Genomic DNA, 18,368 nt, shown 5'->3' with positions numbered 1-18,368 from the left:
AACATGGAGATGATGGTGACCGACTACGTGAAGATCGAGAAGGGTCTCGGGCCGGAGGGGCGGATCGCGGTCGTGCGCTTCGACCGCGGCGACGGCATCAACGCGCTCTCGCCGGAGGCGCTGCGCCAACTCACGGCGGCCGCGCGCAGCTTCGAGGACGATGCAGCGACCTCGGTCGTTGTGCTGACCGGCAGCTCGGGCGCCTTCAGCGCCGGCTTCGACCTCAAGGATGCCGAGGGCCGCTCGCGCAAGGAGATGGATCTCGGCGCGCTGCGGCGGCATCTCCGGCTCGGGCCGCGCCTCACCCAAGCCTGGCAGGACATGGAGCAGATCACGATCGCGGCGATCGAAGGCTTTTGCATCGGCGGCGGCGTCGCGCTGGCCGTCGCGCTCGACTTCCGCGTCATGGGCCGCGATGCCCATTTGCGTGTGCCCGAGATCGGGCTCGGCATGAACATGAGCTGGCAGAGCATCCCGCGCATGCTGCATCTGATCGGGCCGGCCCGCACCAAGCAGGCGGTGATCCTGGCCGACCAGCGCATCAGCGCGGACGAGGCCTATGAATGGGGGCTCGTCGAGCAGGTGGCGAATCCCGGCCATGCGTTCGATGCCGCCATGGAGCTTGCCCGCAAGGTCGCCGCGCAACCGCCGCTGTCCGTCGCCATGACCAAGCTGACCGTCAACCGGCTCGCGCATGCGCTGGACGATCTTGCAAGCCACATGGATGTCGATCAGTTCGCGCTCGCCAGCCTCAGCGAGGACCACAAGGAGGGCGTGGAGGCGTTTCTGACGCGCCGCAAGCCGCGGTTCCGGGGCAGGTGATGGAGGCGCCAATACTCGGCGGATAATCTTCTTCGTCAGGAGGCCATTGGGAAAATTTCGTCCAATTCCTCCCAAATATCCGAGATTGCAAGGAAGACGAGAAAGAGCGAAGGTGCGTGCTGCGGTGCAGCGCGCTCAATGGAGCCCTCGTCGCCATTTCCACCCCCGTCGCAGACGCGACCGGTTCCCATGTGCTCTTGGCATCTGGGTGACCGAGTTCTCGTTGCATGAAGGCCGCCGCCATGAATGCCCACCAATCGCTAGCAATCGGGCGACCCATCGAAACGCTTGAAGCGATTTCACCCGCGTCGGCCGCGTCGGACGCGATGGTTCGTTTTGCCGGCATCTCGAAGACCTACCCGGCCTATCGCGGCAAGCTCGGCGTCAACGCGCTGCAAGACATCGACTTCGCCATTCCGCGCGGCTCCATCACCGGCGTGATCGGCCGCTCCGGCGCCGGCAAGTCAAGCCTGGTCCGGCTCATCAACGGGCTGGAGAAGCCGACCACGGGCCGCGTGATCGTGGACGGCCGCGATATCTCGGCGCTCGCCGGCCGCGAGCTGCGGCTGGCGCAGCGCTCGATCGGCATGATCTTCCAGCACTTCAACCTGCTGTCCTCGCGCACCGCGGCCGACAACATCGCGCTGCCGCTGGAGATCGCCGGCTGGACCAGGGCCGACATCAAGGCCCGCGTCAATGAGCTGCTCGCACTGGTCGGCATCGCCGACAAGCACGACCGTTATCCTTCCGAACTGTCCGGCGGCCAGAAGCAGCGCGTCGGCATCGCCCGCGCGCTGGCGACGCGGCCGAGCGTGCTGTTGTCGGACGAGGCGACCTCGGCACTCGATCCGCAGACCACGCGCGCGATCCTCGATCTGCTCGCGAATATCAACCGCGAGCTCGGCGTTACCATCGTGTTGATCACTCACGAGATGTCCGTGGTGCGGCAGCTCGCCAAGGACGTGGTGGTGCTGGACGCCGGCCGCGTGGTCGAGAGTGGCCACGTCGCCGACATCTTCACGCATCCCAGACATCCGATCACGCAGTCCTTCCTGGCCGAGGTGATCGGCGACAGCCTGCCGGTGTCGCTGGCGAGCCGGATCGTTTCGGAGCGGCCCGCCGGCGGGCAGGCGGTGATCCGGGTCCAGGTGCGCGGGGCAGGGGCCGGCGACACGGTGGTGGCGCGGCTCGCGCGTGAGCTCGGGCTCGACGTGTCGCTGCTGTCAGCGCGCATCGACGAGATCGGCGGCCAGCACGTCGGCTCGCTGACGCTTGGCATTCCCGGCGGTGAGAACGCAGTGGCGCGGACACTCGCCTGGCTCTCTCAATATCAATTCCCGGCGGAGCGTCTCGGCTATGTCGCCTGAACTCATCAACCTGATCATCCAGGCTACCTTCGAAAGCCTGTACATGGTCGGCATTGCGGCGCTGCTCGGCACCGCCTTCGGCCTGCCGCTCGGCGTGTTCCTGGCCACCAGCCGCAAGGGCGAGCTGTTCGCGGCGCCCATCGTCAATCGCGTACTCGGCATCGTCGTCAATGCGACGCGCTCGACGCCCTTCATCATCCTCGTCGTCGCCATCATCCCGTTCACGCGCCTCGTTGCCGGCACCTCGATCGGCTCGACCGCCGCGATCGTGCCGCTGACGATCGCCTCGACGCCGTTCATCGCGCGCCTCGTTGAGGCCGCGATCCGCGAGGTCGACGGCGGCCTGATCGAAACCGCATCCTCGTTCGGCGCCTCGCCGCTCCAGATCGTACTCAAGGTCCTGATCCCGGAGGCGCTGCCGGGTCTGCTGCTGGCGCTGACGCTCGCCGTGGTCAGCCTGCTCGGCTATTCCGCCATGGTCGGCGCGGTCGGCGGCGGGGGCCTTGGCGATCTCGGCATCCGCTACGGCTATCAGCGCTTCATGCCGGAGATGATGCTGGCCGTCGTGATCGTGCTGATCGCGCTGGTGCAGATCGTCCAGAGCGCCGGCGAATTCCTGGCGCGCCGGGTCAATCGCCGGCTGCGGCATCGCTGAATCGTTTCCCGATGCAGACAGGCTGATTCTGTTTTCTGCCTGGAAACATTCCAAACTGCGAAGCACGCCTGAGCGCATTCGCCGCACATGCTGCGCACACGTCTGGAGAGATTCTAACCCGGTTCCTCTCGCGCTCGAAACCCGCCTGAGTTAGGGCGAGGCATCAAGAACGGTACCGGCGAAGCCGGAAGTGCGTGGGGCCTCGAACGACGTGAGCGACTTTCAATTTTCTTCGCGTGGCGATACGCGTCATCGACCGATTCAGGTGCTTTTTCTCGGGGCGGTCAGCACATTCGCTCTCGTCGTTCCCTTCGCTGCGGTGGAAGCGCAGACGCAAATTCCTTCCGTCACCGTCGAAGCGCCGGCGCAGCGCGCTCGTCCGGCGGCAGTTGCATCGGCACGACGGGCTGCGACGGCGCGAACCGCACGCGCCAATCGTCGCGGCCCGGCGCAGCAGGCTGCACCAACCCAGTCGGCAGCATCGAACGGTGCAACGGGCGAACGCGCCAATGGTCCGGTCCGCGGTTTCGTCGCGACACGCAGCGGCACCGCCACCAAGACCGATACGCCCTTGATCGAAACGCCGCAGTCGGTGTCGGTCATCACCACCGATCAGATCAGAAATCAGGGTGCGGTCTCGATCGGCGAGGCCCTGCGCTACACCGCCGGCGTCAGCGGCGACGTCAATGGCGGCTCGGACACCCGCTTTGGCGGCCTCCAGATCCGCGGCTTCGACATGACCATGCCGGGCCTCTACGTCGACGGCTTGCGGATTCCCTCCAGCAACTACGTGCACTTCAATGGCCTCGAGCCCTATGGAGCCGAGCGCATCGAGGTGCTCAAGGGTCCGTCCTCCGCCATGTACGGCGGCAGCGGCACCGGCGGCGTTCTCAACTACGTGACCAAGCTGCCGACCGCGCAGCAGTTCGGCGAGGTCTCGATCTCCGGTGGCAGCTTCAACCGCTATCAGGGCCAGTTCGACATGGGCGGCGCCGCCAACAAGGAAGGCACCGTGCTGTGGCGCCTGACCGGCGTCGTGCGCGACGGCGAGACCCAGGTCGACTTCAGCAAGGACAATCGCATCTTCATCGCGCCCGCCGTCACCTTCAAGCCGAACGAGGACACCACGATCACCCTGCTCGCCAACTACCAGAAGGACCGGGCAGGGTGGGGCCTGCAGTTCCTGCCGGCCTCGGGCACGGTGTGGCCGAACAACGGCCGTACCATTCCGGTCTCGTTCTTCGCAGGCGTGCCGAGCTTCGATGCGTTCAATACGGAGATCGCGACCGCCGGCTACCAGCTCTCGCACGATTTTACCGACTACCTCACGTTCCGCCAGAACCTGCGCTACGCCTATCAGCACAACGAGGAAAAGGTGTTTTATGGCGGCGGCTATACCGACGAAGCCGCAGGGCAGCTCGCGCGCTACGGCAGCTACAGCAATTCCTACATCAACTCCTTCGCGGTGGATAATCAGCTCCAGGGCAAGTTCAACACCGGCATTTTCAGCCACACCACGCTGGTCGGCGTGGACTACCGCAACACGTCCTTCCGCGACACCGCCTATGGCGTGACGACCTCGTCACCGACGATCAATGTCTTCAACCCGGTCTATAGCTACGACTATGCTGTGGACGGCCTGCCGAGCGACAAGACCGGCGTGAAGCAGTCGCAGGTCGGCGTCTATGCGCAGGATCAGATCAAGCTCGGCCGGCTCTCGTTTCAGCTCGGCGGCCGTCAGGATTTCGTGACGACGCAGATCGACAACGGCATCGCCAACACCACGGTCGCGAAGGACGCTTCGGCCTTCACCGGCCGCGCCGCGATCATGTACAATTTCGACAACGGCATCGCGCCCTATTTTAGCTACTCGGAATCGTTCCTGCCGCTGCTCGCGACCGGCTTTGGCGGACAGATGCTCAATCCCGAGACTGGCGTCCAGTACGAGGTCGGCGTCAAGTACCAGCCGATCGGCTGGAACGCGCTGTTCACCGTCGCCGCATTCGACCTGACGCGCGACAACGTCGCCGTGTACGTGCCGGCAGCCAACTTCTACGAACAGATCGGGCAGGTGAAGTCGCGCGGCATCGAGCTCGAAGGCACGATGTCGCTCGCCGACGGCTGGAACCTGCGCGCAGCCTATGCCTATGTCGATGCCATGGTGACGCAGGATCCGGTGAATGTCGGCAAGGCGCCAACGACGGTGCCGCTCAACCGTGCTTCGCTGTGGAGCGACTATACGCTCCAGAACGGGCCGCTCGCGGGCCTTCAGTTCGGCGGCGGCATCCGCCATGTCGGCGCGACCTGGGGCGATGACGCCAACACCTTCAAGGTGGGCGCCTCGACCGTTCTCGACGCGCTGCTCGCCTACAACAGGGACAATTGGCGCCTCGCACTGAACGTCACCAACCTCACCGACACCCGCTACGTCGCCGCATGCTACAGCCTGTCGGGCTGCTTCTACGCGGAAGGGCGGAAAGCCATCGCCAGGCTGACCTACCGTTGGTGAGCACAACGCGTGGGCGGTCCGGCCTTGGAGGACCTGTTCGTCCAACGGTCAGAACGGATAGTGCCGAGGCCCGGTCTGCACGGTGATCCAGCGCAACTCGGTGAACTCGTCGATTGCGGCCTTGCCGCCGAAGCGGCCGTAGCCTGACGCCTTGGTGCCGCCGAACGGCATCTGAGGTTCGTCATGCACGGTCGGAGCGTTGACGTGGCAGATGCCCGCCTCGATCCGCCTGGCAACGCCGAGCGCACGGGCGATGTCGCGGCCGAACACGGCGGAGGAGAGGCCGTATTCGGTGTCGTTGGCCACGCGCACGGCCTCGTCGGTTCCGCTGACGCGCACTACGGTCACGACCGGACCAAAGCTCTCCTCGCCATAGATCCGCATCGCCGGCGTGACATGATCGACGATGGTGGCGGGCATGATGGTGCCGCTGCCGTGACCGCCGGCAGCGAGTACGGCACCCTTGGCGACGGCATCGTCGATCAGGCCCCGGACGCGCTCGCAGGCGGCGTCGCTGACCAGCGAGCCGAGCACCACATTGCCCTTGCGGGGATCGCCGAAGGGAAGGCTCCTGGCCTTGGCGGCGAACTTGGCGATGAAGGCGTCCGCCACCTTGTCGTCGACCACGATCCGCTCGGTCGACATGCAGATCTGACCCTGGTTCATGAAGGCACCGAACGCTGCCGCATTCACGGCGGCGTCGAGATCGGCATCGTCGAGGATCACGAGCGGGGCCTTGCCGCCAAGCTCCAGCAGCGCGCGCTTCAAGTGCTTTGCGCATGCCAGTGCGATGAGGCGCCCGACGCGGGTCGAGCCGGTGAAGTTGACGCGGCGGATCGCAGGGTGGGCGATCAGCGCCTCGACCACCGCCTGCGCATCCTCGGGCGCATTGGTCACGACATTGACGACGCCGTCACCGAGGCCGGCCTCCGCCAGGCAGCTTCCGATCAGCCGATGCACGCCGGGGCTCATCTCGGACGCCTTGAGCACCACGGTGTTGCCGCAGGCGAGCGGCATCGCCACCGAGCGCACGCCGAGGATCACGGGGGCGTTCCACGGCGCGATGCCGAGCACCACGCCGACCGGCTGGCGAAACGCCATGGCGAGGTTGTCGGGCTTGTCGGTCGGAATGACCTCGCCGGATATCTGCGTCGTCATGGCCGCGGCTTCGCGCAGCATGCCTTCGGCCAGGTGCACGTTGAACCCGGCCCAGCCCGCGGTGGCGCCGGTTTCGGCGACCATCAGCGCGGTGAACTCCGCTGCCCGGCGCGCGAGGATGTCGGCGGCCGCATTGAGCCGCTTGCGGCGCTCGGACGGACCGAGCTGTGACCAGGCCGGAAAGGCGGCGGCCGCAGCGTCTGCGGCCCGCATCGCGTCGTCAATCGAGGCCGCCGCCACGATGGTCGCGACGTCGCCGGAGATCGGGTTGTTGCGCTGGAAGGTGCGCTGATTGCTGGCCGACTGGTCCTTGCCACCGATGAGAAGGTCGATCGCGTTCATGAAGCACTCCAAAGGTTGCGGGCGGGTTGAGTGATTATGGTGGGGACGGGGCCGCGCGCGCCTTGCCGAGATAGGCGCGCTGGACCTCCGGATCGTTCTTCATCGCACTGGCCGGTCCGCTGCCGGCGTTGCGGCCGGACTCGATCAGGTAGACACGGTCGGCGATGTCGAGGCTCGCCCGCGCATTCTGCTCGACCAGCAACACGCTGAGGCCGCTGCTGCGGATCTCGGCCAGTGCACGGAAAACTTCGCGGCTGAGCAGGGGCGACAGGCCGAGCGAAGGCTCATCGAGCAGGAGCAGCAGCGGGTTCGACATCAGCGCCCGCCCGATCGCCACCATCTGCTGCTCGCCGCCGCTCATGGTGCGAACGGCCTGGGCCATACGCTCGGCAAGGCGCGGGAACAGTCGCAGGATCCTCGCGAGCCGGTCCGCCTCGCCTGCGCGGGCGCGGGCGGGGTAGGCGCCGAGCTGCAGATTCTCGGCAACCGTCAGATCGCCGAACACGCCGCGGCCTTCGGGCACCAGCGCGATGCCACGCTCAACGATCAGATGGGCGGGTAGCTCGCCAATGTGATCTCCCTCGAACCGGATCGTTGCGCCCGGCGCGGGCTTGACCAGCCCGGCGATGCTCTTGAGCAAGGTGGACTTGCCGGCGCCGTTGGCACCGAGGATCGCGACGATTTCACCTTGCTCGACACCGAGTGCGATGTCGGCGAGGGCCTGGTGCTTGCCATAGAAGTGGGAGAGGGCGGCGACCTCAAGCATCGTCGCCTCCGAGATAGGCTGCTACGACTTTCGGATCGGACAACACGGCCTCCGGAGCGCCGCGCGCGATCACGCTGCCCGCGTTCATGACGATGCAATGGCTGCACAGCGCTCGGATCGCATCCATCACATGCTCGACCATGATGATGGTGAGGCCGCGGTCGCGCAATTTCGCGATCAACGCGATGCCGGTCTCGAGCTCGCTCGGATTGAGGCCCGCCAGCCATTCGTCGAGCAGCACAAGGCGCGGCTGCAGCGCCAGCGCGCGGGCGAGCTCGAGCCGCTTCTGGTCGATATAGGTCAGTTCGCTCGCGGGCGCTTCCTGCAGCTTGCCGAGCCCGACGAGGTCCAGCAGCTCGCTTGCCGTTGCGCCCGAGCCGTTGGACGTCGAGAACAGCCGCGCCGCCGCAACATTTTCAGCCACCGTCAGATCCGGCATCACGCGCACCAGCTGGAACGTGCGCGCAAGGCCGAGGCGCGCGATCTGGTGTGCGCGCAGGCCATTGAGGACGATACCGCCCAGCCGGATCGTGCCCGAGGAAGGCCGCAGCGCCCCGGACAGGGTATTCAGCAACGTCGTCTTGCCGGATCCGTTCGGGCCGATGATGCCGATGATTTCGCCCGGCGTGACTGTGAAGCTGACACCGTCGACGGCGCGCAATCCGCTGAACGATTTGCTGACGCCGTCGACCGCGAGCAGCGGTGCTTCGCTCTCGCGGGCGGGCGCGGCTGCGGGACCGCCGGCCGGAACGCGCCAGCGGCTTGGCCCGAACAGGCCGATCACGCCGTTCGGCAACACCATCACGATGAACACGAAGATGACGCCGAGCACGATGCTGAAATGGTTGGGCAGGGTCGCGGTCAGGACTTCAAACAGCAGGACCAGGGGAATGACGCCCAGCACGGGCCCGAACAGCGAGCCCGCGCCGCCCAGCAAGGCCATGATCACGACCTGGAACGAGATGGTCGGATTGAACGCAATGGCCGGATCGATATAGGTCCAGCGCGGCGCCATGATCGCGCCGGTCACCGCCATGAAGGTCGCGCTCAGAATGAAGACGCCGAGCTTGACCCGCGTGGCATCGATGCCGGAATGGCTCGCCGCGGTCTCGTCGGCGCCGATGGCACGCAGGGCCAGCCCGTAGCGTGAGCGCCCGAGCATCCAGCCCACCAGGAAGACGATCGCGGTCAAGCCCAGGAGCTGCCAGTAGAGAACGTCCTGCGTCACCCCGCTGAAAAGATAGCGGCCGACCGATTTGTGGATGTTGACCTCGTACCAGATCACGAGCTGCCGGATCAGCTCGGCCAGGCCGAAGGAGAAGATCACGAAATAGATGCCGGACAGCCGCAGCGTGGAGAGGCCAGTGATTGCGGCGGTGAATGCGCCCACGCCGGCTGCGGCCAGCAGCACGACCGGCCAGGGCATGGTCTCGCCGAGCACCGCAGCCGTGTAAGCGCCGAGCCCGAAGAACGCAACCGTGGCGAGCGAGATGTAGCGCGTCGGGCCCGAGAACATCGCCCACGCGGTCGCAAGGATCGTGAAGTAGAGCACGCTGATGCCGAGCGCGAGATAATAGCCGTTGGCATAGAGCGGATAGGTGACGAGGCAGGCGGCGAGGGCGAGAACGGCGCACCACAGCAAGATCCGGACAGGCCCCGTCATGACGCGGCCCTGCCGAACAGGCCGGTCGGCCTGATCACGAGCACGCCGAGAAACAGCGCGTAGGTCGCAGCCAGCGTCAGGCCGGGATCGACCAGCCGCGCCACCGCGGTCTCGACGACACCAAGCAGCAGTCCGGCGACCAGCGCGCCGATGACGTTGCCGACGCCACCCATGATGACGACGACCAGCGCCTTCATGGTGAAGACCACCCCCATCGCGGCATTGAAGGTGAGGAACATGCTGATCAGCACGCCGCCGACGGCGACGAGGCCGCCGCCAAAGGCAAACGCCAGCCCCGACAGGGCCGCGACGTCGACGCCGACGAGACGCGCGGCGTTGGCATCGACGGCGATGGCGCGTACCGCCGTGCCGATCCGGGTGCGGGTGAGGGCGAGATAGACGGCGCCGCCGACCAGCGCCGCGAACAGCAGCGCGACGAGCCGATTGACGGCAAGCGTCGAGCCCATGATCGTCAATGGAATGGAGAGATAGCTATAGCTGTAGTACTGGCCGCCAAAAGCGACCAGCATGGCGCCCTGGATCACGAACAGCACGCCGAAGGTGACGAGGATGCTGTCGATCTCCTGCGCGCCCCGGTCCTTGCCGCGCCGCATCAGCCGTTCCAGCAGGAAGCGATACAGCAGCCAGTTCAGCACCATCGCGACCGGGACCGCCAGCAGCAGCGCCGCGAGCGGGCTCAGCCCAATGCCGCTGTAGAGCGAGAACGCGCCGAAGGCGGCCGCGACCAGCGACTCTCCATAGGAGAGATTCATGATCCGCGCGACGCCATATTGCAGCGTCAGCCCGAGCGCGATCAGCGCGTACATGCCGCCGAGCACGAGGCCCGGCAGGACGATGTCGACAAGCAACATGAAGCGGCGTCCCCTTGAGCGGACTGCAGGCGGGCCTTGCGAGGGCAAGGCCTGCCAGCCAGCCTTACTGCCACTGCGGCTTGGGCACGACCGCGGCACGCGCGCCCGGCCGCGAGGTCGGTGCGAGGGCGTAGAACTCGCCGTTCTGCCACTGTCCGACGCTCCAGACCTCCTGGAGCAGGCCGTCCTTCAGCTTGACCTTGCCGATGATGGTCTCGAACGTGCCCGCGCGGATTTCCGCTGCGACAGCGGTGCGGTCGAGCTTGCCGACCTTTTCGATCGCCTGCTGGAGCACCTGCAGGCTCGCATAGGTGATCGAGCTCGCCCAGCGATCCGGTTCCTTGCCGGTGGCAGCCTTGTGGCGCGCGAGATACTCCTTCAGCTGCGGAGACTCGGCATTCCAACCACCGATGCCCATTACGCCGTCGCTGTTGGCGGCAAACTTGCCCTTGTAGAGCGGGAACGCGGTGCCGACGCCGACATAGAAGACCTTCGGGTTGAACTTCAACAGCTGCGCCTGTTCGGTCAGCGCGATCGTATCCGGCGGATAGCTGAAGGCGATGAACGCATCCGGGTTCGACGCGATCGCATCCTTCAACAGAGGCTGGAGATCCTGCGTTCCCATCGGATAGGTCTTGTCATAGCCGAGCGTGAAGCCGTGCTTCTTGAAGGCCTCGCGGCCCGCGGCGGACAGCTCGATGCCGAACTGGTCGGCGATGCTGACCATCGCGATATTCGCCCCGATCTTGCCTTCGCTCTTCAGCTTGCCGAGCAGATCGGCGAGCCCCTCGGATATCTGCGCCGACGTCCCGAGCCAGAACGTCGCGTTCGACCAGCGCTTGGCAAGCTCCGGCGCCTTGTCGGTCACCGACGTGACCGCGAGGTGAGGGTAGCCCAGGCGGTTCAGTGTCGGGCCGACCGCGAGGTTGAGACCCGTGCCCCACGGCGAAAGAATGAAATCGACCTTGTCCTGATTGGCGAGGCGCTCGATCGCCTTGACGGCTTCCTCCGAGCTGCTGCGGTCGTCATATTCGACCACCTCGATCGGCAGCTTCTTGTCGCCGAGCTTGATGCCGCCGGCGGCATTCACGTCCTTCACCCACAGCTCATAGTTGGGCAGGGTGGTGATGCCGGCGCCGCCGGCATAGGGACCGGTTTTGGAAATCGCGTAGCCGATCCGGATCTTCTCCTGCGCATCGGCCGTGGACGGAAAGGTCCAGAGTGTCCCGGCCAGAGCCGCAAGGCCAGCGACGCGCAGCAACGTTCGACGGTTCGCCGAAAACATATCGTGTCTCCCTCCTGTTGCACTCAAGCGATTGTTGGCATCGACGTGAGTGGTCGTTCCTCTGGTCCCGACCTTCTCTAGGGCGGCATCATTGGCCGGCCGCCACCGGGACTTGACCTAGCAAGCATCCCAAGCTTTGCTCGCACAATGGACAAATCCGGTGAAAGATTGGACGTTTCTGGTCTTGCCCGCCAAGTGCGTCGAGGCGCCGCGGACCCGGATCCGGCAGGCGTCCCCAGTGGGGCTGTGCCTGTGGGCGCCGAGCTGATCGCAGCGCATTACGTCGCGCGGCGATGGACGCTGACCTCGAAAGCGGCCCGTCCATGCATTCATCTGCTCTGCCTTCCCGGCGGCGGGACCGCCGAGATCGGCCAGGCCGGCAAGACCGTGCGGACGGTCGGACCCGCGATGGTCTGGCTCCCGGCGGGATCGGTCGACTATCTGGAGGTGCCGGCCGGCACGACCGCGCAGCTGCTGCAATTGCGTGCCGGGACATGGCATCGTTATCTCCCGCCATCGGCTGAGGCGGCCTATCTCGCGCTCGAGGGCGCGGGCGGCATTTTGGCATTGCAGGTCGAGGCTGATCTTGCGGCCACGATGGCGCGTTCCATCGCGGCGATCGCCGCCGAGATCGCCTCGCCCGCACGCAGCGGAGCAGCGTCGATCATGTCGGCGGAGCTGACGCTCTGCGTGCTGCGATTCTGGCGCCTGTTCGCCGGCGACGGCAACCGCAACGAGGAGAGCAGCAGCACCGAGATCCTGAGCCGGTTCCGCAGGCTGCTCGAAGAGCGTTATCAACAGCACCTGCGCGTCAGCGATTACGCGAGGCTGCTCGGCACCACGCCGGATCGCCTGCACGCGCTGTGCAGCCGCGAGCTGAAGCGCTCGCCGAGCGAACTGATCCAGCAGCGCCTCGTCAGGGAAGCGGCGGCGCGGCTGGAGGCTGGAACCATCGCCGTCAAGCAGATCGCGTTCGCGCTGGGCTTCACGGACACCGCCTATTTCAGCCGCTTCTTCCGCAAGCACACCGGCGAGGCACCGGGCGTATGGCGTCGGCGCGTTGCGGCACGCGCGAGAGCGGGACGATCGAGACCGACGCTGAACTTTGCTGATTGGCCTTGACGCACCCGGCTGCGCGGACAGCCGATCACGCATGGACGCTTTGTCGCGCAGCTTATTGGCCAGTCTCGATAGATTCTAATGTCGGACCTCTCGCACTGAAATAGTCCCTGCGTTAGGCCGAAGGCCCATCGGCGAGCTGAGCTGCCGCCGGTGAGTCCAATCGAAAGCGGTCCGGCAAACGAGGGGGCCGGGCCCAGTGGGAATGAGATCCAAGCGATGAGAGCGATATTCGGCAAACTGCATCGCTGGGCGGGACTGCTGACGGCCGCCTTCCTGTTCTTCTCCGGCATCACCGGCGCGATCATCTCCTGGGATCACGAGCTCGACGACGTCCTGAACAGCCATTTGTTCGATGTCTCGACCAAGGGCCCGGCCATTCCCTCGCTCGAGCTCGCCAAGATGATCGAGCAGCGTGATCCGCGTGCGCGCGTCGTCTACCTCTTCATGACGCCGGAGCAGGGCCATTCGCTGTGGTTCTTCGTCATGCCGCGGATCGATCCCGCGACCGGCAAGCGTTACCCGCTCGATTACAATCAGGTCTTCCTCGATCCCAACACCGGCGCGGAGCTTGGCCGGCGCTATTGGGGCGCGGTGTGGCCCGTCACGCGCGAAAACTTCGTCTCGTTTCTGTACAAGCTGCACTACACGATGCACATCCCGGAATTCTGGGGCAGCGACCGCTGGGGCATGCGCGTGCTCGGCATCATCGCCATCATCTGGACCATCGATTGCTTCGTCGGCTTCTACCTGACGCTGCCCTCGCGCCGGCGCGCCAAGGCGGCGCGGGCGCCCGAGGTCACGCGCCAGCTCGAGCGCGGATTCTGGGCGCGCTGGGCGCCGGCCTGGACCATCAAGACCTCGGGCAGCGCCTACCGGATCAATTTCGACATCCACCGCGCCTTCAGCCTGTGGACCTGGGGCGTGCTGTTCATCATCGCCTTCACCGCGTTCTCCCTGAACCTCTACTTCGAGGTGTTCTCGCCGCTGATGAAGATGGTGTCGAACTATACGCCGACGCCCTACGAGCAGCGGCCGTATCGCGATCTCGACAATCCGATCGAACCCAAGATGACGTTCGCCGAGATCGCCGCCCGCGCGGCCGCCGACGGCAAGGCGCGAGGCTGGACCACCCCGGTCGGCGCGCTCAGCTACGGTCCGGCCCATGGCGTCTATGCCGCCGCCTTCTTCCACCCCGGCGACGATCACGGTGCCGGCGGCGTCGGCCCGGCGCAGCTCTATTACGACAGCGAGGACGGACGCCCCATCGGCGAGCGGCTGCCCTGGGTTGGCACCGCCGCCGACATCTTCGTCCAGGCGCAGTTTCCGCTGCATTCGGGCCGCATCGTCGGGCTGCCCGGCCGCATCCTGATCTCGATCATGGGGCTCGTGGTGGCCGCGCTCTCGGTCACCGGTGTCGTCATCTGGTGGCGCAAGCGCCGTGCCCGGGTCCGCGTGCGGGAGACGGCCGCCCTGCGGCTGAACCGCGAGCAGCTGACGCCGGCAGAGTAGGGACGTTCCGCCGGCGGATGAACCTTGGCACACCGCCTCGGCACAAAGATGGGAGATCGCTCTCCAGTCTTTTCGGAATTGCAATGAGATTGCTAGCCTTGCTCTGCCTGCTCGTCCTGGCCGCGCCCGCCGAGGCGGCCGCGCCCGAGCAGCATTATCTCGACCTGCGCGACCGCTACATCGCAAAATTCTCGAACGCCAAGGAGAGCGACGAGATCTACAAGCAGCACGATGCGGCCCTGAAGGAGCTGGCCGGCGTGCTGCGCGGTCTGATCGGTCCGGTCGCGATCAAGGGACTCCCGGCCGAGGGCAGGTCGAACGTCGATACGCTGTTCAAGGGCGACATCGGCTTCGGCCATCTCGACGGGCTGAGCTTCGCATCCGAAGGCGACAGGATGCAGGCCGTGGTGACCACGACCGCGCTGCTCAAGCACTGGCTGGGCGAGCATCGCGCGGACGGCATGCCGCAGGAGAGTGGCGCCGCGTTGAAATCCGACCGCTTCTATTATCACGCCATCCAGGACGCCGCCTTCGCGATCTATGCGGAGCTGCCGATCACCAAGCCGGCCAAGGCGAGCGCCGCAGCCGCTGTGCTCGGCGTGCGCGGCAATGGCGGCCTCAAGGGTCCGCCGGATGAAATCGACGTCGTCGCGATCCAGGGCGACAGGGTCTATTTCCTCGCGGCAAGCGAGGCCGTGAAGACCGCCCCGATCCCGGCCTGCGAGAAGGTCTGGAAGCAGATGATGGCAAAGCCCGTCGACAAGAAAGACCCACGCGGCGAGATGGCCCGCGAAGACAAGGCAATGACTGCCTTCACGGCGTGCTTCGCCAAGGAAGCTCCGAGCCAGAGCTGGTATGCGGCCGCGGTCAAGAAGGCACAGAGCCAGTTGGAGCGGCTGCCGCTCCCCTAGAAACGCCAGCTCGATATCCTCCGCCGTGATCCTTCGGCTTTGATCGACCGCCTCGGCCGGCGCAGGCGAGGCAGTGCCGCGCCCTCCGACAAACCGGAAGAAATGAGGTTTTTGAATAGGATAGGCCGATGGGGTCGCCCTGATCGCCATATTCGGCGGATGCAATCCTGCGAGCTTCCACTTGCGGGTTAGGCGAGCTACTATGGCCTTTTGCGATACTTGCTGGATCCGGTCAGGCACCCGCTGGAGACCGTTCTTGTGGTTCGTCAACGAGTTGGCTGCGATTGACGATGATTACGCAGACCCGCGTCCCCAAAGGCGAACGTCATCGATTGACGGTGCTGTTCTCCGACCTTGTCGGATCAACGGCCCTGGGCCGGGACGTCGAGTCCGAGCACCTTTCCGAACTTCTCAGCCAGTTGCGGCAGATCTGGCATCGCGCGGTGGCAAAGCACGGTGGTCGCATCATCCGAACGCAGGGAGACGGTGCCCTCGCCATTTTCGGTTATCCCCAATCCGGCGAAGACGACGGTCGTCGCGCTGCGGAAGCAGCACTCGACATTCACGAATGGGTCGGAGAGCTGCGCCACCACGGCGTGTCGCCGGCGCTGATGCCGCTGCGAATGCATTCGGGTATTCATGCCGGCACCGTGCTCCTGACCCAAGGCGACATCGAGTCCGGCCGGTATGACCTGATCGGCGATGTCGTGAACACGGCAGCGCATCTGTCGCGCCACGCCGGTCCGGATCAGGTCCTCGCCAGCCTCGATGCCCTTGGGCCGCATGCCAACTTCTTCGAGCTCGCCGCCCCCCTCCCGGCGGCTTCCGGAATGCCGCAGGCGAGGCTGGTATTGGGCCGAAGCACGGCGACCCGGCGCTTCGAGGCAACCTCGCGGCGCGGCCTGACGCCCTTCATCGGTCGCAACGAGGCATTCGGATTCCTGAGGCGCTTTCTGAGCGAGGCACCTGCGCCCGCACAACGCTGCACGGTGGTCGTCGGCGGACCCGGACTCGGCAAGACGCGCCTGCTGGAAGAGGTGCTGGGACACGTCGGCACCGAGCGCTTCAGGCTGCTGCGGGGGAGTTGTGAGAGTTACGTCGGTGCCGAGGTTCTGCAACCATTCCTGCAGATGCTGCGCGCCGCCTTGGGAATTCGGCCGGACGCCTCCATCGTCGAGGCCAGGGAGACGGCGCGCGCTGCTCTGGAGCCATGGGCGGCCCAGCTCGGTCCGAACGCAGAATCGATCCTCGCACTGGCGTCGGCCGGCGCCGATGCACGCGGCGGCCGCATCACCGTCGACGGCATCGTCGGCGATCTGCTCGGGTTCTTCACCGGACTGTCGGCACAAGGCCCGCTGCTGCTGGTGATCGACGACTGGCAATGGTCCGACGACGCCAGCCGCCAATTGCTGCAGGCTTTGCTGGAATTGCACAATGGACCGCGCGTCATCCTCGCCAGCCGGCCGCGCGAGGACGGCACCGATTGGATCTCCGGCGCGCCGCGCCTGTTTCTCGAACCGTTTCAGGGGCAGGAAACCGACCTTGCCGTACGACGCTGGGTCCCGCAGGCCGATCCTTTCCTCGTGGCCCGCATCCACGCCTACGCGGGCGGGGTGCCGTTGTTCATCGAGGAGCTGTGCCATTCCATCGCCGCCAACGATCCTGCTTCGTTCGAAGCGCGCAGCAAACAGGGCTGGATCGCAACGCTGGTCGCCTCGCGCCTGGCGCGCCTGCCGCCCGACGAGGCGAAGGTGGTGCGCGCCGCGGCCGTCATTGGCAATACCGTCCCGCATGGACTACTGGTTTCGGCCTGCGGCAGCGAACCGGACCCGGCCATCGTGCGGGCATTGGCAGATGCGGACTTTCTCTATGCCGATCCAGCGGGCGGCGTCCTTCGCTTCAAGCACGGCATCACGCGCGATGCGGTCTACGACAGCATTGGCCTGCACGAGCGTCAGGCATTGCACGAGCGGATGCAGGCCACCTTGCTGGCGCGGTCCGAGCAGGCTGATCGCGAGGATGCGATGGAAGCTCTGGCCTATCATTCGCAAGGCGCAGGTCATTGGGAAAGCGCAGCCCATTATGCCGAACGCGCCGGCGACAAGGCCATGGCTGCATTCGCGCTCGATCGTGCCAGTGCGCAATATCAGGTTGCGATGCAAGCGTTGGATCGCGTGCCGGATCGCTCGCGCGAGCAATCGCTGCGCTGGTGCCTCTTGGCCAACAAGCTGGCTATGGCCAATATCTTCGACCCGCTGTCGCTGACCGACGACACCACTGTGTTCGAACGCGCGGTTGCGATCGCGTCCTCCCTCGGCGAGACCGCTGCGATGGCCAGCGCCTATGAATGGCTCGGCTGGATGTGCTACGGGTTCGGCCGCTTCCGCGAAGCCGTGACGCACACGCGGACGGCCCTGGAATTGGCGCGCAAGCTCGAAGATCGTCGCCTGATCGCCCAGATCGAAGCGACGCTCGGTCAGATTCTCGCTGCAAGCTGTCAGTACGACGAGGCCATCGCCCTGATCGACGCCGCCATTTCGACCAAGCAGCAACGCAGCCGGCGGCATGGTGCGATATCCTTCGGAGCTGCCTATGCGCTATCGTGCAAGGGCGGTGTCCTTGCGGATCGCGGCGATTTCGAGGACGCCCACGCCTGTTTCGGCGAAGCCATGGCTCTGGTCGGAGGCTCGACCCATCCGGTCGTCAATTCCGTGCGCAACTGGATCGCAGTCGCGCTGATCTGGCAGGGCCGCTGGCAGGAGGCGGAGCAGCTTGCCGTGGAAGGGGCGCGCATCGCCGAGAACACGCGCAGCCTGCTGCTTCTGGCGGATTGCCGGGCCGCCTCGGGATTTGCCCGCTGGTCGGCAACCGGCGACGCCGAGGGCCTGCTGCAGTTGCGCAACGCCGCCGAATGGATGGAGCGGCGCAACTTTCAATTCTACACGTCGGTTCAATATAGCTGGCTCGTCGAGGCGGCGACCGCCGAAGGCGATGTCGAGACGGCGCGGCGGTATGCCGCCCATGTCCTGCGGCGCGCGCGCGAAGGCGAGCGACTGGGCGAAGCGGTGGCGTGCCGCGCGCTGGCGAAGCTCGCAGCTTTGCGCCAGGATCCTCGCCTCAGCGAGCGCTGGTTGCGCCGGGCCGAAACCTCCGCAGGGTGGCGCGGGTCGCTGCGCGATGCGGCCCTGAATCTTTCCCTGCGGGGCGAGCTCCTCGCAGCGCAGGGCCGGGGCGAGGCGGCTCGCCAGACCATGATGGAAGCCGCGGAGAAACTGCGCGCGCTCGGCATGCACTGGCATGCGGAGCAGACGATCAGGCGCGTCGCCGGCATACCCGTCATCCACGCCAACGATCAGCTCGCTCAGCATTGTGCCGTCTAACCGCCGC

Annotated in this window: 13 protein-coding genes; 8 read left to right on the top strand and 5 right to left on the bottom strand. The window is 66.0% G+C overall.

The window, feature by feature from the left end; translation table 11 throughout:
- Positions 1-15: 15 nt before the first annotated feature.
- The 4 genes from AC24YW_RS34460 to AC24YW_RS34445 all read left to right on the top strand — a co-directional run bounded on the left by AC24YW_RS34460 (position 16) and on the right by AC24YW_RS34445 (position 5,353).
- A complete protein-coding gene (locus AC24YW_RS34460) occupies positions 16-822 on the top strand; it encodes an enoyl-CoA hydratase/isomerase family protein (RefSeq protein WP_487486876.1) in 807 nt (268 codons plus the stop codon).
- A 227-nt stretch (positions 823-1,049) separates the two neighbouring features.
- Positions 1,050-2,189, top strand: coding sequence for a methionine ABC transporter ATP-binding protein (locus AC24YW_RS34455; protein WP_487486875.1), 1,140 nt, complete (start codon positions 1,050-1,052; stop codon positions 2,187-2,189).
- Positions 2,179-2,844, top strand: coding sequence for a methionine ABC transporter permease (locus AC24YW_RS34450; protein WP_487486874.1), 666 nt, complete (start codon positions 2,179-2,181; stop codon positions 2,842-2,844). The genes AC24YW_RS34455 and AC24YW_RS34450 overlap by 11 nt, the downstream gene beginning before the upstream one ends.
- Before the next feature lie 190 nt (positions 2,845-3,034).
- On the top strand, positions 3,035-5,353 hold the full coding sequence (locus AC24YW_RS34445) for a TonB-dependent siderophore receptor (RefSeq protein ID WP_487486873.1): 2,319 nt from the start codon (positions 3,035-3,037) through the stop codon (positions 5,351-5,353).
- Positions 5,354-5,401: 48 nt separating this feature from the next.
- Here the strand turns inward: AC24YW_RS34445 and AC24YW_RS34440 are convergent, their stop codons facing one another.
- The 5 genes from AC24YW_RS34440 to AC24YW_RS34420 all read right to left on the bottom strand — a co-directional run bounded on the left by AC24YW_RS34440 (position 5,402) and on the right by AC24YW_RS34420 (position 11,439).
- The gene (locus AC24YW_RS34440; RefSeq protein WP_487486872.1) at positions 5,402-6,853 is read right to left on the bottom strand and encodes an aldehyde dehydrogenase; all 1,452 of its coding nucleotides are present in this window, start codon (positions 6,851-6,853) and stop codon (positions 5,402-5,404) included.
- A 34-nt stretch (positions 6,854-6,887) separates the two neighbouring features.
- Positions 6,888-7,619, bottom strand: coding sequence for an ABC transporter ATP-binding protein (locus AC24YW_RS34435; protein ID WP_487486871.1), 732 nt, complete (start codon positions 7,617-7,619; stop codon positions 6,888-6,890).
- Positions 7,612-9,282: a branched-chain amino acid ABC transporter ATP-binding protein/permease gene (locus AC24YW_RS34430; protein WP_487486870.1), complete on the bottom strand. Its 1,671-nt coding sequence runs from the start codon at positions 9,280-9,282 to the stop codon at positions 7,612-7,614. Before AC24YW_RS34430 ends, AC24YW_RS34435 begins: the two co-directional genes overlap by 8 nt.
- Positions 9,279-10,154 (bottom strand): branched-chain amino acid ABC transporter permease, encoded by an 876-nt coding sequence (locus AC24YW_RS34425; protein WP_487486869.1) that lies wholly within the window; start codon positions 10,152-10,154, stop codon positions 9,279-9,281. The genes AC24YW_RS34430 and AC24YW_RS34425 overlap by 4 nt, the downstream gene beginning before the upstream one ends.
- Positions 10,155-10,218: 64 nt before the next feature.
- Positions 10,219-11,439 (bottom strand): amino acid ABC transporter substrate-binding protein, encoded by a 1,221-nt coding sequence (locus AC24YW_RS34420; protein WP_487486868.1) that lies wholly within the window; start codon positions 11,437-11,439, stop codon positions 10,219-10,221.
- A 252-nt stretch (positions 11,440-11,691) separates the two neighbouring features.
- Here AC24YW_RS34420 and AC24YW_RS34415 point away from each other — a divergent pair, with 252 nt between their 5' ends.
- From AC24YW_RS34415 to AC24YW_RS34400, 4 genes are all read left to right on the top strand, one after another.
- Positions 11,692-12,561 carry a helix-turn-helix domain-containing protein gene (locus tag AC24YW_RS34415; RefSeq protein WP_487486867.1) on the top strand — a complete coding sequence of 290 codons (870 nt, stop codon included), beginning with the start codon at positions 11,692-11,694 and terminating at the stop codon, positions 12,559-12,561.
- A 216-nt stretch (positions 12,562-12,777) separates the two neighbouring features.
- The gene (gene fsrB / locus AC24YW_RS34410; RefSeq protein WP_487486866.1) at positions 12,778-14,070 is read left to right on the top strand and encodes a siderophore utilization protein FsrB; all 1,293 of its coding nucleotides are present in this window, start codon (positions 12,778-12,780) and stop codon (positions 14,068-14,070) included.
- Positions 14,071-14,153: 83 nt separating this feature from the next.
- On the top strand, positions 14,154-14,981 hold the full coding sequence (locus AC24YW_RS34405) for a hypothetical protein (RefSeq protein ID WP_487486865.1): 828 nt from the start codon (positions 14,154-14,156) through the stop codon (positions 14,979-14,981).
- Between the two features lie 332 nt (positions 14,982-15,313).
- A complete protein-coding gene (locus AC24YW_RS34400; RefSeq protein ID WP_487486864.1) occupies positions 15,314-18,361 on the top strand; it encodes an ATP-binding protein in 3,048 nt (1,015 codons plus the stop codon).
- Positions 18,362-18,368 lie beyond the last annotated feature (7 nt).

The organism is Bradyrhizobium sp. USDA3516, assembly GCF_057651995.1.
The sequence above is the reverse complement of the archived record's forward strand: the minus strand, read 5'-3'. Positions and strand labels throughout refer to the sequence as shown.